Raw genomic sequence first — 25,411 nt, 5'->3', positions numbered from 1 at the left:
TCTACTATGTAGAAGTCATCTGACCTGAATAACGAACTGTCTCTGTGATGTTATGCAATCGCTATCAATAGGAGAGGGGGGAGTATCCTATTGGTTCATTATGAGATACCCAAGGAACCGGAGGTATCCATCATGGCGATGATCACGGCATTGGAATGGGGCGTTACGATCTCTTCCCAGGTCTTATAACGAAGGTCTTCTGGAGAAATGCCATGAATACCGGGATCGCCTGCTGTGGCGTTGCGGCGCAAATTCTCAAGAATGGTGCGTTTCTTATCAATGTTGGACATGATTCCGGTCTTGCGGATATCATTGAATCGAATTTCGGTTGTCTCCAACTGATCTTTGTCTTTCTGTTGCAGATTGGGAAGTTCGAGTTCTTCGAATAACATCGTCTCCAACTCTTCGATACTCACTTCGGCCTCGACAAGATCTTGGCCTGGCTGATCACCTGCTTTGTCCCCTTTGCCAGGTCCGCTCTTCGGATCGGTACCGAGGACATCACCGACTTGACTGTCTCCATCCCCTTGGCCGACATGCTTCTTCTTATTGTAATTATAAATAAAACGAAACTCATCCAGACTGCGGATGGGGACTTTAATGATTTGCTTGCCGTCTGACATGATAATGTTCTCTTCGGTGACGAGATCGGGTAAATTCTGTTTAATCGCGTCACGGACTTTTTGCTGATGGCGAGATTGATCTTGGAACCCTTTTCGATGCAAAGACCAGTCTTCTCGCGACACGATGGACATCACTTGATCCATTCTATCCATACAGGAACCCCTCCCCAAAAAAATCATTCGCGTGCTTGATCGCCTGTTATTCTAATATATTCAGAAGAGTGAACGATATGTGACCGCATTCAGCGAGCGTGGATCAGCGGAAGGATACAATCATTGTCGTTTTCGTGGAGGATATGGAAAATTACGACGTTTTTTATTATGATAGAGGAGGTTAAGCTAAGTTTAAAATATGGAAAGCAGAAAAGGAGATTCGTCCATGTTACGTAAGTACGTTGTGATCGGCAGTCTAAATTTACTTGTTGCCGTAGCTCTGGGTGCATTCGGTGCCCATGGCTTGAAATCCATATTGACGGAGTCGCAGCTCAATACATATGAGACAGGCGTTCATTACCATATGATTCATGCGTTAGGTATTCTCGTCATTGCACTTCTCTCAGGGCACTTGAAGATGTCGCGTCAATTGTTATGGTCAGGACGACTTCTATTCACAGGTATTATTCTATTCTCCGGAAGCCTGTATTTACTCAGTGTTACAGGCATTAAGGTTCTAGGTATTATTACACCGCTCGGCGGCGTTGCATTCCTGCTCGGATGGTTGTTGCTAGCAGTAGCGGCTTTACGTAACTCATAGATAAAGAGAGGATCGTGGCAATGGAGGCGAAGAAGCAATCTTCTAATGACCAGCTGCTGAGGGCGATAATGGAATATTACCCGATCTCTGTGATTGAATTAGAGCTGAACGGGAAGATCGCAAATGCCAATCATCATACCTGTGAGTTGACCGGATATGAAGAACATGAATTAATCGGCATGGATTATCGGTTGTTGTTAAGTGATGAGCAGATTCATGCCAATATTTTGCAAGGGAAGGCAACCCAGAAGTCGACCTATTTCGATGATAAGAGAGGAATCCGAATCGATCTGCAAATGGTGATCTATCCGATCATGATGGAAGACCGGCTTGAACGTATAATGCTGATCAGCCAAGACGTAAGTGATCGGCGACGTGTGAATGATCGTATTCGCTATATGTCCTATTATGACGATATGACGGGCCTTCCGAATCGGCGATTGTTCTTGGAACGGCTTACAGATCTATTGGATGCGACACGTTCCGCGGATGTGGGGGTCGCCGTCGCCTATATGGATCTGGATCGATTCAAGCTCGTGAATGACTCCTTCGGTCAAGATTTCGGGGATATGCTGCTGCTTCAGATTGCAGAACGGCTTACCCGGATCGTAACGGAATATGATTTCGTTGCGAGAATGGACGGGGATGAGTTTATTTTTTATTTTGTGAATATCAGTACGGAGGAAGAAGCGTTTCAGAAGGGTATGCAGATTGTTCAAGTGCTCGATGATCCGTTTATTTTGAAAGATCAACCCATCCATTTGACGGCGAGCATAGGCTTATCCATGAGCAGGGGACATCAAGGCGATGCGAGACAGCTGATCAAACAAGCGGATATTGCGCTCTCCACCGTGAAGAATAAAGGGAAGAATCATTATCAGATGTACTCTTCAGAGATGTCGACCAAGTCCCTAGAGCGTCTGACCTTACAGCATGAACTGCGCAAAGCGATGCGAAATGGAGAGTTCCTGCTCTATTACCAGCCGCAAGTACATATGGAGACCGGACAAATTGTTGGCGCGGAGGCGCTGATTCGCTGGAAGCATCCTGAGAAAGGGCTGATCCCACCGGACCAGTTCATTCCTCTGGCTGAAGAGAATGGCTTGATCGTCCCGATGGGCGAATGGGTGTTAGAAGAAGCGTGCAGACAGAATAAAGCTTGGCAGCAAGCGGGATTGCCGTCGATACCGATCTCTGTTAACTTATCGATGCGTCAATTTTTACTTCAGAATTTGAATGAGAAGGTTGGCCAAGTGCTAGAAAAGACGGGACTCGAGGCGAAGTATTTGGATCTCGAGATTACAGAGAGCATGACGATGGACGTGGATCATGCATCCAATTGTCTGAAGGAGCTGCGTGAGCTGGGCGTAGGGATTAGTATCGATGATTTTGGTACCGGATATAGTTCATTCAGCTATTTGAAAGATTTCTCGATCAATCGGCTCAAAATAGACCGTTCTTTCGTTCGGGATATTATGGAAGACCGAAGCGCAGCGGCCATCGTGGCGTCGATTATCGCGATGGCGCATCATCTGAATTTGCAAGTCATCGCCGAAGGTGTCGAGTCTGAGGAACAAGTTGACTTTTTGAAGGCGCACTGCTGCGACGAAATCCAAGGCTACTACTATAGTCCGCCTGTACCTGTCGGTAGAATTGAAGAGATGCTGACCGAGAATGTCGTGTCATGATAGATAAAGGGAGCTCCTGAGGGGCTCCCTTTTCGCTGTCTGCTTTAGACGATAAATTCATCAATTTCTGTGAGGTTTAGAATGTAGACCTGTTTCTCATCCACATGATAGACATGGATCAAGGACCGGCTTGGGTCAAAATCTAAGATGCGTCCAGGAATACTCTGCTGAACGCCGCGTCCTTTGTTCACAATGAAACGAATCAATTTCGATTGGTGTATGGCTGCTAGAATAATGTCTGCGATAGATAGCTGTACATCCGTTGGATTTTTAGGCGATAATGCTTGGGCCAAATCAACTTGGTTCAAGTATCCTATTGGCTGTGATGTGTCTGATCGTGAATTGTTATCCATAATGCCTATATGCCGCCTCCAACTTCGTTGATAAAGAGTAGTGCTATTGTACCACGTTTCTGAAATGAGATGTAGAACTAAAATTGCTGAATCGCATATATTATACAAGTCGCGATATGAAGGAGGCGATAAATGATGGTTCGGGTTGAGCCGATTCAAATAGGTAGCGTGACAGTCATCGGAGTTGAAGTCAAATTGCCGAAGACGACGCTGCTTGCTGTGACAACCGAACGCGGCTACATTATGTGCGGCGCGTTAGATGTTGGACTACTCAATGACAGATTGAAGGACCGGAACATTATTGCTGGTAGAGCCGTTGGTGTTAAGACCTTGACTGAATTATTAGAAGCCCCGCTAGAGTCGGTGACTCATGAAGCAGATGCGCTTGGTATTCATCCCGGCATGACAGGGAAAGATGCTATTCTGATGATGGTATAGTCAATTGATTATGAACCGCAAAAAGGTACAGAGGTTTCATGATGACATGAATGCCTTCTGTACCTTTGATTTATTTAGTTAAATAACTTCGGCAAGTTCACATGGAAAGGCGGTTTAATAATTCCTTTTTCCGTGATAATCGCACTTACATATTCATGTGGCGTCACGTCAAAGGCAGGATTGAACACCTTGATATCCTGAGGTGCAGTACGCTTCCCAAATCCCTCGGTAATCTCCGAATCCGGGCGTTCTTCAATTGGAATATCCGCGCCGCTGGCTGTATTCAAATCAATCGTAGACAATGGACTCGCAACATAGAAAGGAATGTTATGCGCCTTGGCAAGAACAGCAACGCTGTACGTACCAATCTTGTTCGCGACATCCCCGTTCGCTGCTACGCGGTCGGTACCGACGATTACAGCCTGGATCCAGCCCTTGGACATCACATAACCAGCCATGTTGTCACAGATCAATGTGACATCGACGCCGGCTTGTTGGAGTTCGAAGGCCGTTAAACGTGCGCCTTGCAAGACAGGGCGTGTCTCGTCTGCGAATACTTTCAGATGCATGCCTTGCTCTTTGGCAAGATAGAATGGAGCGAGTGCCGTACCGTACTTCGCTGTAGCAAGACCGCCGGCGTTACAATGCGTAAGCACGCCCATGCCATCCTCGAACAACGTTAATGCATGCTCACCGATGAGGCGGCAGACTTCTTCATCTTCAGCTTGAATGCGATTCGCCTCTTCGAGCAGCGCAGCATTCCGTCCTGCAAGTGTCGAACCATCCGTTGCGACACCTTCAGCACAACGTTTCATGCGGTCTAGCGCCCAGAACAGATTGACTGCCGTCGGACGCGAAGTCGCGAGGTATTCTGCAGCCTTAAGAACTTCTTGCAGCCATGCAGCAGGTTCTTCCATCTGAAGTGCACGGCCACCCATGGCAACGCCGTACGCTGCTGCAATTCCAATGGCAGGTGCGCCACGAACCGCCAGGTGGCGGATTGATTCCCATACTTGCTCCACCGTTGTAAGGGGAAGCATTACGATTTGCTCGGGAAGCAGTCGTTGATCCAATAAGTCTAGATGTGTATCCGCCCAGCGGACGGATTGCAGAGGTGCGGTTGTCATGATGCATGAACTCCTTCTATCGCTTGTTCTAGAGTGTCAATAAATGTATCAAAGGTCTTCGCCTGACGGTGTTCCATAATAAGCGTACGACCGATTGCAAGTGCAAGGCGTTCTGCACGTTCTTTCACAGCCGTATCTGTTATGGTATCGATATCTGCGACATGGGCCAGTCCAATCGTGCGGCGAATCATCTTGCAGCCCGCGAATCCAATCGCATCTTGCAATAACCGCTGCATGTAGAGGTCTTGATAGCCTGGCGTATTCGCCAGTGGGTCTACAGTATGTTCATTCCAAAGGGCACGGAAGTTCGTGTCGAATGCGGACCAGATCTCGCGAAGCGTCTCGGTGAGATAATCACGATAGGATTCGCGAGCCTCACTCGTCTTGCTCCAATAGGCTTGACCGATGTAATTCATGGCAAGGTTCGAGATAACGGCGGCAATATCGAATCCCATCGGACCGTAATAAGCGAATTCAGGATCGATCACTTTGGTCGATTGTTCCGTTATGAAGATGCTGCCTGTATGGAGGTCACCGTGCAAGAGGGCTTGTGCCGAAGTAAGGAATTTCTCCCTTAATTGAGCAACTTCCAGCTTGAGCGGCTGATCGGCCCAGAGCGCTTCTACCGCATCACGGATGGCAGGGTTGAAGTTATTGGTCTCGCTATCGAAATAAGGATCAGCGAAGATGAGATCCTCTGTAATTTTGCATAGCTCGGGATTAATGAACTGCTTGACGGCTTCTTTCTTCGCCTGTTGGTTCTTGCCAAGGTCGGAAGTGAAGAAGAGCGTTCTTGCGAGAAACTCCGCAATATGACCTGCGAACAGCGGGTAACGATTACCCTCAATTAAGCCTTTGCGCATAATCGTGTGATCGCTTAAATCTTCCATGATCGTCATGGCGAGCTCTGCATCATAGCGGTACACGGTAGGTACAAGGTCCGGACATAGCTGATGCTCTAGGAGGAGTGCTTCGCTCTCAATTCTTGCACGGTCCAAGGTGAGGGGCCACGATTCCCCGACGACTTTGGCATAAGGGAGTGCTTGCTTGAGAATGATGCTCTTATTCGATGATGCATCCGAAATATGAAAGACAAGATTCAGGTTGCCGTCTCCGATTTCACGTGCTGACAGATCGGCTTGTTCATGGAATAAATCTGGAATTTCTCTCGCGATTTGAGTCGCTTCTTCGAGGGTTAAAGGATGATATGCGGACACCTCTGCCCCACCTCCATAATTCAATATTCTCCCATTGGAATGGTATAGTTGTCCCTAAGTATACTGGATAAGAACCAATGTTAAAATAGTTAAATTGTGACGATGTGATAAAAATCACGGCGAATTTTCAGGAGATTTGCTGGCGAGAGATGAACTCTTGTCGAAATCAAGGTATAATAGTGATATTGTTGGTGAGAAAGGCGGTTACTTACATGCAGAATAACGCACAACCCGTCGCATTAAAAGAGTGGGCCGTCGCCATAGAAGCTCTTGCGTCAGGGAAGCAAATCTTGCTAATGCGCAAAGGAGGAATTGTTGAAGAGACACGGCATTTTGAACTGAAGAGCCCGTCCTTTTATGTATATCCTACCTATGAACATCAGCGCAGAGAGCTGCTGAAGGAAGCGAATCAATCCGATATCGATGTAACGCTAGCTGGATGGTCGAAGGATGATACAACGGTAACGCTTCGTTTGTATGCGGAGGTCATCGAAGATATCGAGATTCATGATCAAGAGACGCTGAATCGGCTTCGAGATTTCCATATCTGGACGGATCACTTTGCAGAAGAACGGCTGAAATGGAAGAAGAAGCTTCCGCTGCATGTCCTGCTCCTGCGTGTCTATAAGCTGGATCCGGGACTTTCAATTGAGATTGTAGAAGAATATCTAGGTTGTAAGTCATGGGTAAATCTGCCGACCCAGGTGACATCCATTGAGCGAAGTCATCTCGTCCCCGTATTATCGGATGAAAAGTTTCAAGGGCAGGTTGAGTCGATTCGGAGAGCGCTAGAAGCGTGAACTGAGCCGTAATCTTACATGGACGGACAGGTTGCGCGCCCCAAAGTCGGTTTCATTGCTTTCAAGATGAAAATAAAGTAAAATTACTGTTGATAATCAGTGAGAATCACTTTAGAATGATTATAAAGTAATATTTGTTTTGATGTTCAAAAAATAAACATAGATGCTCGAAGGGAGTACCAAAAACATGGCAACACATTTTAAAATTGACGGTTTGAAGGCTGAGATCGAAGGAAAAGAGATTCTGAAAGGTCTTAGCTTAGAGATTAAAGGCGGCGAGATTCATGCGATCATGGGTCCGAACGGTACAGGTAAAAGTACATTAGCTTCCGCATTGATGGGGCATCCTAAATATGAAGTAACTGATGGCAGCGTAGAACTTAACGGTGAAGACGTGCTTGAAATGGCTGTAGATGAGCGCGCTCGTGCAGGTCTATTCTTAGCGATGCAGTACCCAAGTGAAATCGCAGGTGTAACGAACTCCGACTTCTTGCGCAGTGCAATCAATGCTCGCCGTGAAGAAGGTAACGAGATCTCCTTGATCAAGTTCATTCGCCAAATGGAAGGCAAAATGAAAGAGCTTGAGATGAACCCTGAATTCGCACACCGTTACTTGAACGAAGGCTTCTCCGGCGGCGAGAAGAAACGTAACGAAATCCTCCAAATGTTGCTGCTTGATCCGAGCATTGTGATCCTTGATGAGATCGACTCCGGTCTTGACATCGATGCACTCAAAATCGTAGCAAACGGCGTGAACACGATGCGCAGTGAAGATCGTGGATTCTTGATTATTACGCACTACCAACGTCTACTTAACTACATCAAACCAGACTTCGTACACGTTATGATGCAAGGACGTATCGTGAAATCCGGCGGTCCTGAGCTTGCAGAGCGTCTCGAGAACGAAGGTTATGACTGGGTTAAAGAAGAGCTCGGCATTGTTGATGAAACGGTAGGTCAAGAAGCTTAATCGAAGAGCGAATAGAGGAGGAGTAAAGAAGATGACAACACAAACAATCCTTCCTATTGACCGTGAGACGTTAGCGGCGTTGTCGCAGAACAACAATGAGCCAGCTTGGTTGTCGGCGTTACGTTTGGAAGCTTTGGAGCTTGCAGGTCAATTGGAATTACCCATCGTAGAGAAACAAAAAATTAGCCGTTGGAATTTAGATACCTACGGAACATATACGAAATCCCCAGCGATTCAGTCGGTGAATGAATTGCCAGAATCCTTGCAATCTCTTGTGAAATTAGAAGAGAACAGCAGCGTTCTAGTACAGCGTAACTCGAGCGTTGTGTTTCAGCAATTATCTGCTGAGCTCGCGGCGAAAGGTGTTATTTTCACCGATTTGCAGACAGCGATTGAGAAACATGCCGATTTGGTACAGAAATATCTATTCCAAGCTGTGAAGAAGGATGAGAATCGTCTTGCAGCATTGCATACAGCAATTTGGAACGGCGGCGTATTCGTCTATGTGCCGAAGAATGTTGAAGTGGATTTGCCATTGCAAGCCGTATTGATGGCAGATGATGCGAATGCAACATTTGCACCGCATGTTCTACTTATCGCAGATTCGAACAGCCGCGTAACCTATGTTGATAATTACTTGTCGACAGACGCTATTGGCGTAGATCAAGTCGTTCACAATGGCGTTGTTGAAGTATTTGTTAATGCTGGAGCTAACGTACGTTTTGCTTCCGTTCACCACTTGAATGCAACGAACGTGACATACCGCCGTGCCGTGGTAGAGAACGACGGACGCATTGAGTGGATTATCGGTGAAATGCACAATGGTAACGCGGTATCGGAGACGATGTCCGTTCTAAAAGGAAATGGCTCATCTTCCGATATGAAAGTGATCTGTACAGGGACGAACGATCAAAAGCTTAGCATAACAACAAAAGCTGTTCATTTCGGTAAAAGCTCTGACAGCCAAATGTTCACACGTGCTGTCATGCGCGATCAAGCAAGTGCGATCATCAACGGTATTACGAAGATTGAAAAGGGTGCTACGAAAGCAAACGGAGAGCAGACAGAGAAAGTTCTCATGCTCAGCCCGAAAGCACGCGGGGACGCGAACCCGATTCTTCTCATTGATGAAGACGATGTAACAGCGGGCCACGCGGCATCTGTTGGGCAAGTAAATCCAGAGCAAGTCTATTACTTAATGTCTCGCGGAATTTCGAAGCAAGATGCTGAACGCTTGATTATTCATGGATTCTTGGCTCCAGTTATTTCTGAGATTCCTCTTGAGAATGTTCAAGATCAGCTTCGCAGCTTGACGGAAAGGAAGTTAGGACAATGAACAGTGCGCAAATTCGTAAGCTCTTCCCGATCTTAGACCAGGAAGTTAACGGACATCCACTCGTCTACCTCGATAGTGCGGCTTCATCACAGAAGCCCATCTCGGTCATTGAAGCGGTGAAGCAATACTATGAGCATGATAATGCCAATGTGCATCGCGGCGTTCATACGCTAGGATCTCGTGCCACAGACGCTTACGAAGGCGCGCGTGAAAAAGTGGCTCGATTCATTAACGCGAAGCGCACGGAAGAGATCATATTTACGCGTGGAACGACCACTGCACTGAACCTAGTAGCGAGCTCATACGCTAGGCTCAATTGCCAAGAAGGTGACGAGATTGTGATTACCCCGATGGAACATCACAGTAACCTGATTCCTTGGCAGCAAGCAGCCAAAGCAACAGGAGCAACGCTCAAATATATTCCCTTGCAACCTGATGGTACGATTCTTCTCTCCGATGTCGAGCAGATCATTACGGATCGGACGAAGGTCGTCTCGATGACTTACGTATCCAATGTGCTCGGCGTTGTGAACCCGGTGAAACAAGTGGCTGAAATTGCACACCGCCATGGTGCAGTCATGGTTGTGGATGGTGCGCAGAGTACACCGCATATGAAGGTCGATGTGCAAGATTTGGATTGCGATTTCTACGCTTTTTCAGGACATAAGATGTGTGGTCCGACGGGAATCGGCGTATTATATGGGAAGAAGTCTCTTCTGAACAACATGGAACCGATCGAATTCGGCGGCGAAATGATTGATGAAGTTGGACTTTATGAGTCCACGTGGAAAGAGATTCCTTACCGCTTCGAAGGCGGAACGCCGATCATTGCTGGAGCAGTCGGCCTAGGAGCAGCCATCGATTTCCTCGAGGAAATCGGAATGGATGAGATTGAACGCCATGAGCATCAGCTCACGGCGTACGCGATGGAGCGATTATCTGAAATTGAAGGCATTACGATCTATGGGCCGCAGAAGCGTGCGGGCCTTGTGACCTTCAATCTAGGCGACGTTCATCCACATGATGTTGCGACGGTGCTCGACGCGCAAGGAATCGCGATTCGTGCAGGCCACCACTGCTGTCAGCCGCTTATGAGGTGGCTGGAAGCAAGTTCTACAGCACGCGCGAGTCTTTATCTGTATAATACAGAGGAAGACGTAGACCGCTTAGTGAAGGGTCTAATCCAGACGAAGGAGTATTTTGGTTATGCAATTGGATGATTTATACCGCCGAGTCATTATGGACCATTATAAAAACCCGCGTAATCGTGGAACGTTCGACGAAGGCGCGGTAACGATTAACTTGAACAATCCGACTTGTGGCGACAAAATTTCGCTGCAGCTGCAGATGGATGGCGATGTCGTCAAGGCAGCTAAATTCTCTGGAGAGGGTTGCTCGATTAGCTTATCCTCCGCGTCGATGATGACGGAAGCTGTCAAAGGGAAGACGATCGAAGAAGCCTTGGAACTGGCAGATCGATTCTCTGGCCTAATGAAAGGTGAAGCGGTCGAGTTCGAGGAACTTGAAGATATCGAAGCGTTGTCTGGAGTTAACAAGTTTCCAGCACGTATCAAATGTGCAACTTTAGCGTGGAATGCCTTGCGTAAAGGGATTGAACACGATCATCAAGCATAGAACAATAATAAGGAAAAGGGTGGTGTATCTCGCATGGCAAAAAAAATGCCTGAAATGGAAGAGTATAAATACGGCTTTCGCGATGAGCATAAAGCGGTTTTCCAAACTGGTAAAGGCTTAACAGAGGAAATCGTTCGTGAAATTTCGAAAATTAAAAATGAGCCGGAATGGATGTTAGACTTCCGTCTTAAATCGTTGAAACAGTTCGAGAAGATGGCTATGCCAAAATGGGGCGGAGATCTGGATGATCTGGATTTCAATGATATCCAGTATTATGTTCGTCCTTCGGAGAAGCAAGGTAAGACGTGGGAAGAGGTTCCTACGGAAATTAAAGAAACCTTCGATAAGCTTGGTATTCCGGAAGCAGAGCAGAAGTTCCTTGCAGGGGTATCTGCACAATACGAATCTGAGGTTGTCTACCACAGCATGCAGAAGGATCTTGAAGATCAAGGTGTTATCTTCACGGATACAGATACAGCGCTTCGTGAGCATCCAGAGATCTTCAGAGAATACTTTGCTACAGTTATTCCGGCAGCAGATAATAAGTTTGCAGCATTGAACAGCGCAGTATGGTCCGGCGGAAGCTTCATCTACGTTCCGAAAGGCGTAAAATGTGAGATTCCATTGCAAGCATATTTCCGGATTAACTCCGAAAATATGGGACAATTCGAACGTACGTTGATCATTGCGGATGAAGACAGCTTCGTGCACTATGTTGAAGGCTGTACAGCTCCAATCTATAGCACGAACTCACTTCATAGTGCGGTCGTTGAGATCGTATGTCGCAAGAATGCACGCGTACGTTACACAACGATCCAGAACTGGGCGCCGAACATCTACAACCTCGTTACGAAACGTGCGGTTGCAGAAGAAAATGCGACAATGGAATGGGTTGATGGTAACATTGGTTCCAAGTTAACGATGAAGTATCCTGCAGTGATCTTGAAAGGCCGTGGCGCGAAAGGTAGTGTTCTATCGATCGCGGTTGCTGGTAAAGGCCAACATCAGGATGCAGGGGCGAAAATGATTCACCTTGCACCGGATACAACTTCAACAATCGTATCGAAATCGATCAGTAAGCATGGTGGTAAAGTAACTTACCGCGGTCTTGCATCCTTCGGTCGTAATTCGGAAGGCTCCAAAGCGAACATCAAGTGCGATACGCTGATCTTGGATAACGAGTCGACTTCAGATACAATTCCATACAATGAAATTATGAACGATAACATCACGCTGGAGCATGAGGCAACGGTATCCAAAGTATCGGAAGACCAATTGTTCTACTTGATGAGCCGTGGTCTAAGCGAGTCGGAAGCGACACAAATGATCGTTATGGGCTTTATCGAGCCATTCACGAAAGAATTGCCAATGGAATATGCGGTAGAGATGAACCGTCTGATCAAGTTCGAAATGGAAGGTTCCATCGGTTAATATCACAAAATAAAAGCCGTCCTTCATTTGAAGGACGGCTTATTTATTAAGATTTATAGGTTTTCGGGGCCCCCACAAAGTACAGCGATATTTAACATTACTTTGCCGGGTAGTATCACCACAATAGAATTTAGTTTCGCTGCAAACGAAACATCCAAATTCTATTTGGCGATAAAACCTACCTCTAAACGCGGTCGCTCATCTTTGAAATGGCCTCGATAGAGGTTTTCTCACATATAAATTTCGGTAATCTCTAAGGAATGATCCATCGATAAATCAACGAAGCGATCATTTAAATGAATGAGCGGTCGGAAATAATCGGAGTTGTTCGTCATGACGATCTTGCCGGTCTCTCCGGAATTTAGTAAGACGTTCTTGCCGATGAAGTTCGGAATCATATGCGAGATGAAGATATGCGTAATCGTAGGGTCCAGCTTCGCGAAGCTCATCTCATGAAGTTCCTTCAAGACGGACATGAGATCTCGCTTCTGCTGATAAATTCGATCTGTAATCATCGCACAATAGACATCCGCAATACCGACAATTTTCGAATAAGGATGAATATTAGATCCTAGCAAGTGGTAAGGATAACCGCTTCCATCCATTCGTTCATGATGCTGTAGTGCTACGATGGCAATGGAGTAAGGATAGATGGAATTCCGAATAATCTCATAACCATGGATCGTATGTTGTGTCATCATTCGGAATTCGTAATCGTTTAATCGACCCGGTTTATATAAGATAGTATCATCAATACGACACTTGCCGATATCGTGCAGATAACCAGCCTTACCGATCAGCTGGGCTTCTTCTTCGGCATATCCCATCCAAGTGGCAATAAAATAGGATAGGAGACCGACTTGAATGGAGTGCTGCAGGGTATAGTCATTCTTGCCATTCAGCATGAGCAGCAAATTCACGACATCGCGTTGATCCTTAATTTCGTTCGTTAGTGGAATGAACGTATCTTGGACAATCTCGTCATTAATGTACCCATTCTCGAGCGCTTCTTCGAATAGGGTGCTAGTTCCTAATATCGAATGGTCAAAGAGGGGTTTGATCGACTGCAAGGAATCTACAGTAAGCGTATTTAATAAGTTTGTCGCTGGTTCAATAGGTTCACTCGGTTCAACATCTACATATTCAACTTGATGTAAGATTAATTTAGAGATTTCTTGGGAACTTAGAACAGTTCCGCGCGACAGAACATGGAGTCCGTAGGAATTAAACGTATCGTTCTTTAGTCGATCTCCGATGCCTAAATCCATGACATGCACTCGCATGGGGGTGCCCACCTTTTTCACATTATGAGGTATGGTTTTACTAGAAAAAAACATTAAGTTCATCATATCACAAATGAAAAAAATGACAATAAATGAGCCTTTTTGTCGATGAAAACACGACTTTAGTACTAAGGCTTTGGTAGTGGGTTATTTTTCGTTTTTGATAGAATTGTTATTCGGCTGGGTTCCCTGGACCTACTCGAAGTTCTCCTTATACAGAACTGTCTTCCCATATTTTTATTTTTCCAATAGGGAGGATTGCTTGAGTTATCAGGTAGAAGGCCGACTTGCGCTGCCAATCTCGTTGTGTTCAATGCAGGGGAGTGCTCGCGGCGTAGCGTCCAAATGGAGTGGGTACATCATGGGCTTTTTAGGAATATCACCCGTATCATAATGCGCTGGATAATGGTATGCTATGACTTGGGCGTAAATGTAAAATGATTGGAAGATTTACCCCTTTCGATAAAGAGATTAATACGACGCTGGTGGCTAAGCTGATCGATACTAGGGACAGAGTACATAATAATAGACGGGCTTAAGGAGAGTTTATGGATAAAGAAAGACGTAGCTTTGTGCTGTTCCATTCTAATGATATTCATAGTCATCTGGAGCAAGCGGCTAAAATCGCAACGGTCATTGATCTGGAGCGTGAAAAGCGACCCTCTGATGCAATGCTTATTCTAGACATCGGTGATCATATGGATCGAATGCGTGTGGAGACCGAGGGGAGTACCGGGGCTGTCAATGTTCATATTTTGAACCACATCGGTTATGAAGCGATTGTGCTAGGCAATAATGAGGGATTAACTTATACCCCCGAGCAGATGGAGCAGGTATATACGGATCAAGCAACCTTTCGGATTATTGGCAGCAATATTCGGGAAATGGCAAGTGGAGAAATCCCGGCATGGATGGTCCCGTATGAAATTCTGCATAAAGGCGATTTGCGCATTGGTCTAATCGGCGTCACAGCCGCGTTTACAGAGTTTTATGAGCTGCTCGGCTGGCATGTGCTGCAGCCCTACGATGTCATCGCGGAGTTAACGGCCGAACTGCGTCAGCAAGTCGATGTGCTCATCGTCATGTCGCATCTTGGGATTAAGCATGATCGAGCGATAGCCGAACGTATCCCTGGAATCGATCTGATTCTAGGCGGACACACGCATCACCTGTTCGAGGAAGCTGAGAAAATCGGAGATACCTATATCTGTGCCGCCGGGAAATTTGGTTCTCATCTGGGACGTATTGAACTAGAGTTCGATTCGGATTCAAGACGTTATGATGTCACGCGTGCCGTAGCGGTTTCACTAGAGGAGGTTCCGCCAGACCCTGGGATTCTATCCATCATTGATCAATACGGTGCGATAGCAAGGCAGAATCTGAGCAAGGTCGTAGCGAGGTTGGACCATAGGCTGACGATCTCGGAGGAAAAGGAATCACCACTCGCGAACTTGCTGGCTGCAGCGCTTAAGACATGGACAGGTGCAGAGATTGGCCTCACGAATACCGGGCAATTGCTGGCTGCGCTTGAAGCTGGGGATATCTCCCTTGAAATGCTGCACCGCATATGTCCATCGCCGATTAATCCTTGTGTCCTGAATCTTACGGGGGCGCAATTACTGCAATCCCTAGAGGAGTCGCTTCTCCCAGAATTTCAGCAGCGGGCTATTCGCGGGTTCGGATTTCGAGGACGAGTACTAGGGACTATCGCTGTGGATGGTCTAGAGATTTATTACGATGTAGACCAGCCGCCGTATGAACGGATTCAGGAAGTTATTGTTACCGGAACGGGGGGCCGACTTCAGAAGGATGAAGTCTATCAAGTAGCAACACTTGATATGTTCACTTTTGGCGTCGGATACATGGCGCTGAAGGAAGGGATCGATAGACGATATTATCTTCCGGAGTTCATCCGGGATCTGCTGGCTTGGGCATTAAGTCAGGAATCGTTGCTCTCTACTTGTCCAACCGAGCACTGGCATTTGTTGGAATAGAAGGAAAGATAAGTCACACACATCTTTATATATATTTCTCGCGTTAACGCAGACCGTCCTCGAAAGGACGCCGGAGGCGTTAATGCTTGAATATGGAATAATAATATAATAAGAAAAGAGGAGTACGAACCATTATGGATTCCATTTTAGTAGCGATTATTCTCGGGATTGTCGAGGGTCTGACAGAATTTATTCCTGTCTCATCCACAGGTCACATGATTCTAACAGACAAACTTATTCATCCCAATGTGCCGCGTGATATTCTAAGTTCGTTCGAGGTCATTATTCAGCTTGCTGCGATCCTTGCCATTGCAATTGTCTACCGCGAGCGTCTTTATCGACTATTCGGATTGAAAAAAGCAGCTGCAATGCCATCCACTTCGACGGCTGGAGGGCGTGTACGTAAATCACAATTAAACTTAATGCACGTCTTTCTCGGGATTGCCCCCGCGTTAATTACCGCTTTTTTCTTGAAAGACTATATCAAGAGTAAGTTCGATTCTTCGACTACAGTCTTATGGGCACTGGTTGTTGGTGCGTTGTTCCTCTTATTCGCAGAGTTCTTCTCGCGCAGTCGTGTGAAAATTACGGCGAAAGACATGGATGACATGACGTACAAGCAAGCGTTCCTCATCGGTATCTATCAGATCTTGTCCGTGGTATGGCCTGGATTTAGCCGTTCCGGTTCGACGATGGCCGGAGGGATGTTAAGCGGTCTCAGCTACAAAGCAGCAGCCGATTTCTCCTTCTTAATGGCGATTCCGATTATGTGTGCGGCCTCAGGATATGAGCTGCTAAAGAATTATGAGGCGATTCTTAACGGTGACTGGATGTTCTTCCTCGTCGGGTTTATTGTCTCTTTCGTTGTTGCTTATATCGTCGTCGTCGTTTTCTTGAAATATATTCAGAAGATTCAACTGCGTCACTTTGCTTATTATCGTCTCATCGTTGCATTCTTGTTCTGGTTCTTTATTCTGCGTTAATAAGCGAAAAATCATCTAGGCAATATGATCTAAATTGTAGAACTGATGCTGTAAATATGTCATAATAGGATGGTTAATCATTTTTCATAATCGTTGATATGAATCTTTAAACAGATCAGAGGTTTTTAATTTGCGACTAATGCCTATTCATTTTTGTCAGCCAGGCATGAAGCTTGGGAAGAAGATATATAACGAAGATGGACTCGTTCTCTTATCTGAGCATATCGAGTTGACTCCGTCGATGATCCTGCGGCTAGAGCAACTCGGGCTCCGATACTTGTACATAGAAGACGCAAGAACAGACGATATTCTCATTCCTGAATTAATCTCAGAAGAGACCAAGCGGGAATCGATGTATGAAATTCGTAAGAACTTTCGTGAATTAATGAATCAACCTTTTTCGGAGAAGCAATCGGCATACCCGAGTCTCGGGAAAAATTTTCGCAAAGTCATTACGAATCTGATCGATGATCTGAGCAGTCATGAGGATGCCATGATCATGCTATCGGATATCAATTCAACGGACTTTTACTTATATCGTCATTCTTTGAACGTGTGCATTTATACGGTAATGATGGCTCTGTCGAAAGGCTACAATTCGGAAGAGCTAAATACAATTGCGCTCGGAGCGCTGCTGCACGATATTGGGAAAACACAAATCCCGATGGAAGTGCTCTTGAAACCGGATAAGTTAACGAATGAGGAATATCGCATTATTCAACAGCATACTGAATTAGGGTATCGCATTCTGAAAGATGAAGCGAATATTCCGTTGCTCGCAGCCCATTGTGCATTTCAACATCATGAGCGAATTGACGGGACAGGATACCCGCGTGGCATTAAAGGCGTAGAGATTCATGAGTATTCCAAAATGATCGGCATTGTCGATTCCTATGATGCGATGACAAGTCATCGGATATATCGGTCTGCGATGATGCCGCATCAAGCATTAGAAATTCTCTACACAGGATCAGGTACGCTCTATGAGCAGGGGATGCTCGAACTGTTCCGGGATCGGATCGCCATCTATCCGATTGGCGTCACGGTCAAATTGAATACAGGTGAGATCGGCGTCGTCGTTGATTTAAATTCAACATCACCGCAGCGACCGATCATCCGGATTCTGTATGATGAAGATGGACAGGAGCTTAGCTCGATTTATGACGTTGATTTGTCCGTGAAACTCAATTTAATGATCGTTGCTGTTTTAACGGGCGGAGTATAAAACCTGGACATTGGACCAGGTTTTTTTAGATCAATACGAAGTGTAGGGGGATTTAGACATGCAATCAAGAAGCATTTTATCATCAGAAAGAGCAAGTACACTGCCAGTATTATCACCGGCATATGACCCTTGGGATCCCATTCGCTCACTTGAGCAATACGGCAAACATGTATTGACGAGTGTTGAATTTACGATAACGAATTTATGCAATATGCGTTGTGAACACTGTGCAGTAGGCGATTCGTTAACGGTCATTGAACCGGACAAAATTCCGCTTACTAAGCTGCTCAAAGCATTGGATGAAGTTGAACATTTGGAGACGATAAGTATTACAGGCGGCGAGCCGACCTTCCATAAGAAGACGGTGCAGGATTACATGGTGCCGCTCTTGAAATATGCACGTGATCGCGGGGTTCGATCACAGATCAACTCGAATTTAACGTTAGACTATGATCGCTATGCAGTGCTCGCACCCTATCTGGACGTGATGCACATTTCTTTTAACTATGTGAGCCCGGAAGACTTCCATGAAGTGGGCTTCAAGCACGCGGGGCATTCCGTAAGCCTCGAGGCGGCAACGAAGTTGTATGACCGGATGATTGAGAATACGCGTCGACTTAGCCGTGAAGGGATGTTCATCTCCGCAGAGTCGATGATTAATTATCGTACCCATCACAAAATTACTGAGATTCATGAGCTGATTCGTGAGATGGGCTGTCTCCGTCATGAAGTGCATCCGATGTACCCTTCCGCATTTGCAGCGGATCTCCCTGTTTTGTCGCAAGCTGAAATGCGCACTGCAATTCATCGCCTGCTCGATACACGCGATCAGAACATGTGGATGCTGTTCGGGACACTACCGTTCTACGCATGTAATGATAACGAAGAAGATCAGACGCTGCTGCGTCGTCTTAGAACGGAACCGAATGTTACGCTTCGGAACGATCCGGATGGACGTAACCGTGTGAACTTGAATGCTTTTACAGGCGACGTGTTTGTGACGGATTTTGCAGATATCCCTCCATTTGGTAATATGGAGAAAGAGAAGCTGGATGATATCTTCAACCGCTGGTTGCATGAACATCCACTGAATCAACGCATTAATTGTCATTGTAGTGCTGCAAAATGCTGTGGTCCGAATTTATTGGTCGCAGATATGTATTATAAGAATGTAGATTTCAAGTCAAGAAAAGCAATCATCTAGATTCGCTAACGTGAAGAGGAGTTAGAGTATGACCCATTTTGAGCCTGGCGCCATTTTCCTTCATATCCTGCTTGTATTGGTACTCGTCTTATTGAATGGATTTTTTGTTGCGGCAGAATTCGCACTTGTCAAAGTGAGACAGACTCGTTTGACGCAGTTAGCGAATGAAGGCAACCGTCGAGCTCATTTTGCCCTGAAAGTGAACCATCGCCTAGATACCTATCTTTCTGCGACACAGCTTGGAATTACACTTGCCTCTCTCGCGCTCGGTTGGGTGGGTGAGCCTGCCATTTCCCATTTGATCGTAGAACCGCTGCTTGCGAAGCTTGGCGTGGCTGATCCGACAATTACGCAGACGATTAGTTTCGTCGCTGCATTTTCTGTCATCACCTTCCTACATATCGTACTTGGCGAGCTCGCACCGAAGACACTGGCCATTCAGAAAGCAGAAGCTGCATCATTATGGTTGTCTGGACCGCTGTTATTGTTCTATAAGGTGTTCATGCCTGCCATATGGCTCTTGAATGCGGCAGCGAATGGCTTTTTGAAGCTATTTGGGCTGCAGCCCGCTGCCGAGTATGAACTCGCGCATACGGAAGAAGAAATTCGCATCCTTGTGAGCCAGAGCGCACAGAGCGGGTTTATTGATAAAGATGAAATGACGCTTATGGACAATATCTTCGATTTCTCTGACCGATTGGCTCGTGAAGTGATGCTTCCGCGCATAGATATGGAATGCCTCTATACGACCCATTCGATTGAGGAGAATATGGAGATCGTCTTTGAGACAAAGCATACGCGGTATCCGGTGGCCGTAGAAGATAAAGATCAGATTATTGGTTTCATTCATATCTCTGATCTCTTCATTACGCCTCCGCAATCCGTAGAAGCGATGCAAGCGCTGGTAAGGCCGATTCTGAACGTCCCAGAATCGATGGAAGTAAGTCATGTCCTTCGTCTCATGCAGAAAAATCGCGCGCAGATTGCGCTTGTTGTAGACGAATACGGCGGAACTGCTGGCATGCTGACGACAGAAGAGATTCTTGAAGAGATCGTCGGCGAGATTCGCGATGAGTTCGATGAGGATGAGCGGCCAAATGTCGAGACGACGGATGGCATTATCTCGGTGGATGGCCGGATGCTGCTTGAAGATGTGAATGCGATGCTCGGCGTTACGATTGAGGATGACGAGGTCGATTCCATCGGCGGATGGTTGTTCAAGCAGCTAGAAGGAAATGTTGCGGAAGGCAAGAAGATTCTGATCGACGATGTCTGGTTCGAAGTGGTGGAAGTCGAACGATTGCGGATTGTTCGAATACACATTTATCGGCAAAAGGGAGGACAAGATCCAGTCACGTGAGAAAGGAGATAGACGAGGAACGATGCAGATCAAACAATTGATATTAATCTTGCTGGGCCTTGCTTTTCTGTATGGATTGTTCACGGTAGGAGCGCCGTTCTTGCTCGCCTTTATTTGCGCCATGCTATTGGAACCGATCAATGGCCTGTTGATGCGTAATTTAAAAATGAAGCGGATCGTGGCATCTTCTATCACCTGTACGTTGTTCATGCTCATCTTTTTGGTGACGATTTATCTCCTCGGGCTTCAAGTATTAGAGCAGACGATGAACTTCCTTTCGAATGCACCAGCATATTTCGAAGGGGTTCAGGCCTATATTCTCAAATTGATCGAACAGGGGCAGGGATTCCTGGATACCATGTCACCGGATATCGCGAACCGTGTCATCGGGATGTTATCGAATTTAACGGATTCCATTAGCGGTTTAGTGAATAAGTTATCGCAGATTCTCTTGTCATTTGCTTCAGGCATTCCTGGCTTATTCTTCTTCTTCCTATTCTTTATCGTCGCGGTATATCTGTTCTGCTTCAATATGGACACCATGCGTAGAACCATGCTGACGTTATTCGAAGAACGCTCTCGCGACCAAGTGAATGAGGTGCTGAATAGTCTTAAGAATTCGGTGTTTGGATTTATTCGTGCACAAATTATTTTTAGTATGTTTACTTATATCACGACGCTGATCGGTTTATTAATTCTTGGTATTAAATATCCGCTTGCGATTGCACTCCTCGTGACAATTGTCGATATTCTCCCGATCCTTGGGGTTGGTTCGGCGCTCGTTCCGTGGGCAGTATATTGTCTGCTAACGGGGAATATTTTCACAGGGATCGGGCTCATCGTCTTGTTCCTCGTGATTACGGTATTGCGTCGTATTATTGAACCGAAAATTCTTGGGGATGCGGTGGGGATCGGTTCCTTATCGGCCCTGATCAGTCTCTATGTCGGGATGCAGCTAGTGGGAGCGATTGGGTTATTTCTGGGACCACTGGTCGTTATTGTCTATTCAGCGATGCGCAAGGCAGGATTGTTCCAGATCAAGATTAAATTTGAATAATGTGATTCGGATACGTATTAGAAGTATGAGCGAAACCGCCTAAGTAAAAGCTTGGGCGGTTTTTTTGTATATATTTAGAATCACGTTGCAACTAAAACGTCACTTTGTGGGGTTAATTTCTGGTTCACATCCCTAGGCGAACGACATATGTTAGGAGAGTAAGTCGAAGATGAAGGAGGGTTTGATATGAACGATCAGGTCCGCGTCTGGTACCCCTTTATTGGTCCTAACAATCCGTGTCCACCCATTCGGGTGAAGACATATGTCGTGCCTCCGAATCAGTATATTCAATTTCAACCGCTCGATCTACCGCAGTTCACACCGCAGGAAGCTTTGAGATATGGAACACTATGGCCGGCATTATTCAGTCCCTATGAACCGACGAGAGGGTCAGAAGGAGGAGAATCGACGTCATGAGTGATAAAATGAACGCAAATGCGAACACGAATACCAAGCCGATCGATGATGAGTATTACAAGCTGCTGCATGAGCTGCAGGCGGTTGATTTTGTGCTGCTCGAGTTGGCGTTGTTCCTGAACACGCATCCGAATGACATGAAATCCATCCAACAGTTCAACCAGGGGGTTGAACAACGTCAAAAGCTTGCTTATCAATATGAGCTGAATTACGGACCGCTCTTGCAGTATGGGCATAGTTATTCCAGATTCCCATGGCAATGGATCGAGACCCCATGGCCTTGGCAGGTATAACGCGGATTCACCATTTGAAGGGAGGCTAACAACGATATGTGGTTGTACGAGAAGAAGTTGCAATACCCGGTGAAAGTGAGCAAATGCGATCCCCGTATGGCGAAGCTGCTGCTGGAACAATACGGAGGTGCAGACGGCGAGCTCGCAGCGGCCTTACGATACTTAAATCAACGTTATTCGATCCCTGACAAGGTGATTGGTCTACTTACTGATATCGGTACAGAAGAATTTGCTCACTTAGAAATGATCGCCACGATGGTCTACAAGCTGACCAAAGATGCGACGGTAGAGATGATGAAGGAGGCTGGGCTTTCAGAGATGTATGCACAGCATGACCGTGCTGTATTCTACAGCAACTCGTCAGGCGTACCGTTCACAACGGCCTATATCCAGGCAAAAGGCGATCCACTTGCAGACCTATACGAGGACATCGCAGCGGAAGAGAAAGCACGTGCGACCTATCAATGGCTTATTGATCTAACGGATGATGTCGATCTGCAGGATAGCTTGAAATTTCTTCGGGAGCGCGAGATCATCCATTCCCTGCGTTTCCGGGAAGCAGTTGAGATTATTAAAGCAGATTGGAATACGAAACGGGTATTTTAAGATAAAATATTTGTAAAAAAATACCTCTAGTCAAGTCGTATAACTTATGATAAAGTAAATAACTGTCCGGTAAATACGGAATTGATATGAAGGCCCGTTGGTCAAGGGGTTAAGACACCTCCCTTTCACGGAGGTAACAGGGGTTCGAATCCCCTACGGGTCACCATTTTTAACAACATGCGGACGTGGCTCAGCGGTAGAGCATCGCCTTGCCAAGGCGAGGGTCGCGGGTTCGATTCCCGTCGTCCGCTCCATAACTTCATAAGCCGGTGTGGCGGAATTGGCAGACGCGCGCGACTCAAAATCGTGAGGGAAACCGTGGGGGTTCGAGTCCCTTCACCGGCATTGTAACGAAGAGTTCATCAGGATATCCTGATGAACTCTTTTCGTTTTTATTTTTAAGGCATTCGTTCATGTCTTGCGCCCTTCGGCAGACGCCATTCCTACGAAAATATATTATATTAGTAAGCAATACCCACACGTGATTTTATATAATCATTACTATTTATTTGCTGATATGTAAATTCGGCTGTATCCGGCACAGAAATTTGGACGCCACCTTCTGGCAAAAAATCACGTTCAACGCGGTATTTCCCCACACGTTCTCCATCAGGTAAATACGTAGGACAGACAATTGTCCAATCGTATGTCGATCGTTTGAGGAGATCATACATTTTATGATGTTCTTGGGCTGCACGAGTGGAGTTGCGTTTAGACTCGCTCGACTGATAACGCAGTAAATGAGGTGAGGTACGGCTTTGCAGGATACCAGCAGTTCCTACAGTAATTATTCGTTTTATTCCCTCGTGTTCCATTGCTTCCATAATGAGCGGCATACTTTCTGATAACGTATTTGTACCATCTGTATTCAGTGCACTGATGACCACGTCAGTTCCTGAAATGGCGTTAAGGAGATCGTACTTATTTAATACGTCACCTTGAATAATAGTTAAATTTTCGTTCTTAACTTGAAGCTTCTCTGGCATGCGAACTAGCGCTTTAACATGGTGGTTGTTATGAAGAGCATGAGAGACGAAATGGCCTCCCACTCGCCCCGTTGCTCCTAAAATTAAAATGTTCATAGAGTACCTCCCTAATGCTGTCAGGAAAATCGTGTTTTAAACGCCGCCAACAGCGCATTTTCCATTACAGTTACCCCATTTTACAGCGAAGTCGCGCATGAGGGAAGTACAAGATCACAAACTCATTCCTGAAAGTTATGGATTGCACAAACAGCATATGTTTGGATATATAAACTCACTCCAATGATTGATATACTAGCGAAACACGTTAACAGTATAGGAGTGGTTAAGAATGAATGAGGTTCGTTACAAAATAAGAGAAGTATTGGACCAAGACAGAATAGAAGCTTTCCTCCGTAAAGCAAGAATTGGACATCTTGGTATGGTTGATGGTCAACTGCCATACGTTGTTCCGCTTAATTTTGTGTGGACAAACGGAAAGCTTTATTTCCATGGAGCTACGGGTGGGAGACGCAATCAGGTCATGAGTGCGAACCCGGAGGTCTGTCTCACGGTGTGCGAAGAGTATGGAACCATTACCGATCCGGTACCAGCCAAGACGGACACTGCGTATATGAGTGTAATGATTTTCGGCAAGGCAGAGCCTGTCGACGATCTGGACGAAGCTACACATGTGCTGCAAGAAATGATTAATAAGTATGTTCCCAGCTATTACAACCGTCCGTTATCCAAGCAGCACGTAGACAAATACAGATCAGCTGTATTCGGTGGGCCAGTTCAAGTGTACCGTATTGATCCCTACCATATCACAGCAAAGGAAAATCCAATCGAAGAACAAAAAATGTACAAATCTGAAAAATTAATTTAAAGGAAAGGAGGGGAGAACATGGGGCATCTCGTCGAAGAAAATCTCGAAACCGTAAAGCAGCAGATGAAATTAGCCTGCGAAGCTTCAGGGCGCAAGATAGAAGATGTGAAATTGTTGTTGGCGACAAAAACCGTTCCGCTTGAGAAATTACAAATTGCCATTCAAGCGGGCGAGGTACTATTTGGAGAGAACAAAGCACAAGAGCTTCGGGACAAATTTACGCTTATGCAGCAGCACAACCAAGTGGAATGGCATTTTATCGGCCATCTGCAAACGAATAAAGTGAAGGACGTTGTCAAATATGTTACGCTCATTCATTCGGTAGATCGTCTGAAATTGGGGCAGGCGTTGCATTATCAGCTCGTCAAAGAGAACAGGACCATGGATATTTTGGTGCAAATCAATACGTCCTACGAGGAAAGTAAATTCGGTGCTTCGCCAGAATCGGCACTGGCATTGGTAGAACAATTGTCGCAGTTTGATACGTTGAACATCAAAGGATTGATGACGATTGGGAAACTGAGTGCTACGAACGAAGAGACCCGGCAATGCTTCCGATTATTAAAACAAATTCAAATGCAAATGATGGAGGCGAAATTTCCGCGTGTAGAAATGGATATTCTTTCGATGGGCATGTCCGGGGATTTCAAGGTGGCGATCGAAGAAGGTGCTACCCTCATAAGAGTGGGGACAAGCGTATTTGGCCAACGTTATTTGCCGGACGGGTATTACTGGAATGAACATGCCCAGCAGGATGATTAGGGGA

Annotated in this window: 25 protein-coding genes, 3 tRNA genes and 1 pseudogene; 23 read left to right on the top strand and 6 right to left on the bottom strand. The window is 46.0% G+C overall.

Features of this window, described 5'->3' with window-relative positions; translation table 11 throughout:
• Positions 1-107 precede the first annotated feature (107 nt).
• Positions 108-767 (bottom strand): annotated as a pseudogene (locus C558_RS30815) (DUF444 family protein); the annotation flags it as partial.
• 235 nt (positions 768-1,002) lie between these two features.
• Here C558_RS30815 and C558_RS0110035 point away from each other — a divergent pair.
• Entirely contained in the window at positions 1,003-1,377 is a 375-nt protein-coding gene (locus tag C558_RS0110035; protein WP_018756130.1) for a DUF423 domain-containing protein, read from the top strand.
• A 20-nt stretch (positions 1,378-1,397) separates the two neighbouring features.
• Positions 1,398-3,065, top strand: coding sequence for a putative bifunctional diguanylate cyclase/phosphodiesterase (locus C558_RS0110030; protein WP_018756129.1), 1,668 nt, complete (start codon positions 1,398-1,400; stop codon positions 3,063-3,065).
• Between the two features lie 44 nt (positions 3,066-3,109).
• On the opposite strand, the gene C558_RS30810 is transcribed toward C558_RS0110030, so the two are convergent.
• Complete coding sequence (locus C558_RS30810) at positions 3,110-3,418, bottom strand: hypothetical protein (protein ID WP_018756128.1); 309 nt, start codon at positions 3,416-3,418, stop codon at positions 3,110-3,112.
• Between the two features lie 135 nt (positions 3,419-3,553).
• On the opposite strand from C558_RS30810, the gene C558_RS0110020 reads away from it, so the two are divergent.
• Positions 3,554-3,856 (top strand): YunC family protein, encoded by a 303-nt coding sequence (locus C558_RS0110020; protein WP_018756127.1) that lies wholly within the window; start codon positions 3,554-3,556, stop codon positions 3,854-3,856.
• Positions 3,857-3,930: 74 nt separating this feature from the next.
• On the opposite strand, the gene mtnA is transcribed toward C558_RS0110020, so the two are convergent.
• The gene (gene mtnA / locus C558_RS0110015) at positions 3,931-4,983 is read right to left on the bottom strand and encodes an S-methyl-5-thioribose-1-phosphate isomerase (protein ID WP_018756126.1); all 1,053 of its coding nucleotides are present in this window, start codon (positions 4,981-4,983) and stop codon (positions 3,931-3,933) included.
• Positions 4,980-6,200 (bottom strand): S-methyl-5-thioribose kinase, encoded by a 1,221-nt coding sequence (gene mtnK, locus C558_RS0110010; protein ID WP_018756125.1) that lies wholly within the window; start codon positions 6,198-6,200, stop codon positions 4,980-4,982. Before mtnK ends, mtnA begins: the two co-directional genes overlap by 4 nt.
• 212 nt (positions 6,201-6,412) lie before the next feature.
• On the opposite strand from mtnK, the gene C558_RS0110005 reads away from it, so the two are divergent.
• From C558_RS0110005 to sufB, 6 genes are all read left to right on the top strand, one after another.
• Positions 6,413-7,000, top strand: coding sequence for a DUF1802 family protein (locus tag C558_RS0110005; RefSeq protein WP_018756124.1), 588 nt, complete (start codon positions 6,413-6,415; stop codon positions 6,998-7,000).
• A gap of 187 nt (positions 7,001-7,187) precedes the next feature.
• Positions 7,188-7,970: a Fe-S cluster assembly ATPase SufC gene (gene sufC, locus C558_RS0110000; RefSeq protein ID WP_018756123.1), complete on the top strand. Its 783-nt coding sequence runs from the start codon at positions 7,188-7,190 to the stop codon at positions 7,968-7,970.
• A 31-nt stretch (positions 7,971-8,001) separates the two neighbouring features.
• Positions 8,002-9,306, top strand: coding sequence for a Fe-S cluster assembly protein SufD (sufD, locus tag C558_RS0109995; protein WP_018756122.1), 1,305 nt, complete (start codon positions 8,002-8,004; stop codon positions 9,304-9,306).
• Positions 9,303-10,526 (top strand): cysteine desulfurase, encoded by a 1,224-nt coding sequence (locus C558_RS0109990; protein WP_018756121.1) that lies wholly within the window; start codon positions 9,303-9,305, stop codon positions 10,524-10,526. Before sufD ends, C558_RS0109990 begins: the two co-directional genes overlap by 4 nt.
• A complete protein-coding gene (gene sufU, locus C558_RS0109985; RefSeq protein WP_018756120.1) occupies positions 10,513-10,941 on the top strand; it encodes a Fe-S cluster assembly sulfur transfer protein SufU in 429 nt (142 codons plus the stop codon). The genes C558_RS0109990 and sufU overlap by 14 nt, the downstream gene beginning before the upstream one ends.
• A 33-nt stretch (positions 10,942-10,974) precedes the next feature.
• Positions 10,975-12,372: a Fe-S cluster assembly protein SufB gene (gene sufB / locus C558_RS0109980; protein ID WP_018756119.1), complete on the top strand. Its 1,398-nt coding sequence runs from the start codon at positions 10,975-10,977 to the stop codon at positions 12,370-12,372.
• Positions 12,373-12,602: 230 nt separating this feature from the next.
• On the opposite strand, the gene C558_RS0109975 is transcribed toward sufB, so the two are convergent.
• Entirely contained in the window at positions 12,603-13,655 is a 1,053-nt protein-coding gene (locus C558_RS0109975) for an HD-GYP domain-containing protein (protein ID WP_018756118.1), read from the bottom strand.
• Positions 13,656-14,203: 548 nt separating this feature from the next.
• On the opposite strand from C558_RS0109975, the gene C558_RS0109970 reads away from it, so the two are divergent.
• The 12 genes from C558_RS0109970 (at position 14,204) to C558_RS0109915 (ending at position 23,139) form a co-directional block, all read left to right on the top strand.
• The gene (locus C558_RS0109970) at positions 14,204-15,649 is read left to right on the top strand and encodes a bifunctional metallophosphatase/5'-nucleotidase (RefSeq protein WP_018756117.1); all 1,446 of its coding nucleotides are present in this window, start codon (positions 14,204-14,206) and stop codon (positions 15,647-15,649) included.
• Between the two features lie 134 nt (positions 15,650-15,783).
• On the top strand, positions 15,784-16,632 hold the full coding sequence (locus C558_RS0109965; protein WP_018756116.1) for an undecaprenyl-diphosphate phosphatase: 849 nt from the start codon (positions 15,784-15,786) through the stop codon (positions 16,630-16,632).
• A 130-nt stretch (positions 16,633-16,762) separates the two neighbouring features.
• Positions 16,763-17,857: an HD-GYP domain-containing protein gene (locus C558_RS0109960; RefSeq protein WP_018756115.1), complete on the top strand. Its 1,095-nt coding sequence runs from the start codon at positions 16,763-16,765 to the stop codon at positions 17,855-17,857.
• A 58-nt stretch (positions 17,858-17,915) separates the two neighbouring features.
• Complete coding sequence (gene yfkAB, locus C558_RS0109955) at positions 17,916-19,061, top strand: radical SAM/CxCxxxxC motif protein YfkAB (RefSeq protein WP_018756114.1); 1,146 nt, start codon at positions 17,916-17,918, stop codon at positions 19,059-19,061.
• A 28-nt stretch (positions 19,062-19,089) separates the two neighbouring features.
• On the top strand, positions 19,090-20,421 hold the full coding sequence (locus tag C558_RS0109950; RefSeq protein WP_018756113.1) for a hemolysin family protein: 1,332 nt from the start codon (positions 19,090-19,092) through the stop codon (positions 20,419-20,421).
• Entirely contained in the window at positions 20,330-21,478 is a 1,149-nt protein-coding gene (ytvI, locus tag C558_RS0109945; protein WP_245583776.1) for a sporulation integral membrane protein YtvI, read from the top strand. The genes C558_RS0109950 and ytvI overlap by 92 nt, the downstream gene beginning before the upstream one ends.
• Positions 21,479-21,664: 186 nt before the next feature.
• On the top strand, positions 21,665-21,895 hold the full coding sequence (locus C558_RS0109940; RefSeq protein WP_018756111.1) for a spore coat associated protein CotJA: 231 nt from the start codon (positions 21,665-21,667) through the stop codon (positions 21,893-21,895).
• On the top strand, positions 21,892-22,188 hold the full coding sequence (locus tag C558_RS0109935) for a spore coat protein CotJB (RefSeq protein ID WP_018756110.1): 297 nt from the start codon (positions 21,892-21,894) through the stop codon (positions 22,186-22,188). The genes C558_RS0109940 and C558_RS0109935 overlap by 4 nt, the downstream gene beginning before the upstream one ends.
• Before the next feature lie 36 nt (positions 22,189-22,224).
• Positions 22,225-22,794: a manganese catalase family protein gene (locus C558_RS0109930; RefSeq protein ID WP_018756109.1), complete on the top strand. Its 570-nt coding sequence runs from the start codon at positions 22,225-22,227 to the stop codon at positions 22,792-22,794.
• A 91-nt stretch (positions 22,795-22,885) separates the two neighbouring features.
• A tRNA-Glu gene (locus C558_RS0109925) sits at positions 22,886-22,960 on the top strand.
• 13 nt (positions 22,961-22,973) lie between these two features.
• A tRNA-Gly gene (locus tag C558_RS0109920) sits at positions 22,974-23,048 on the top strand.
• Positions 23,049-23,059: 11 nt separating this feature from the next.
• Positions 23,060-23,139, top strand: a tRNA-Leu gene (locus C558_RS0109915).
• A 116-nt stretch (positions 23,140-23,255) separates the two neighbouring features.
• Here C558_RS0109915 and C558_RS0109910 read toward each other — a convergent pair.
• The gene (locus tag C558_RS0109910) at positions 23,256-23,876 is read right to left on the bottom strand and encodes an NAD(P)-dependent oxidoreductase (RefSeq protein ID WP_018756108.1); all 621 of its coding nucleotides are present in this window, start codon (positions 23,874-23,876) and stop codon (positions 23,256-23,258) included.
• Between the two features lie 232 nt (positions 23,877-24,108).
• On the opposite strand from C558_RS0109910, the gene C558_RS0109905 reads away from it, so the two are divergent.
• Together C558_RS0109905 and C558_RS0109900 are read left to right on the top strand one after the other, a co-directional pair.
• A complete protein-coding gene (locus C558_RS0109905) occupies positions 24,109-24,645 on the top strand; it encodes a pyridoxamine 5'-phosphate oxidase family protein (RefSeq protein ID WP_018756107.1) in 537 nt (178 codons plus the stop codon).
• Between the two features lie 18 nt (positions 24,646-24,663).
• Positions 24,664-25,407 carry a YggS family pyridoxal phosphate-dependent enzyme gene (locus C558_RS0109900; RefSeq protein ID WP_018756106.1) on the top strand — a complete coding sequence of 248 codons (744 nt, stop codon included), beginning with the start codon at positions 24,664-24,666 and terminating at the stop codon, positions 25,405-25,407.
• The last annotated feature ends 4 nt before the right edge of the window (positions 25,408-25,411 follow it).

It is taken from the genome of Paenibacillus terrigena DSM 21567 (assembly GCF_000374845.1).
GTDB classification, from domain to species: Bacteria; Bacillota; Bacilli; order Paenibacillales; family Paenibacillaceae; genus Paenibacillus_K; species Paenibacillus_K terrigena.
This window is presented reverse-complemented; position numbering and strand designations above follow the sequence as displayed.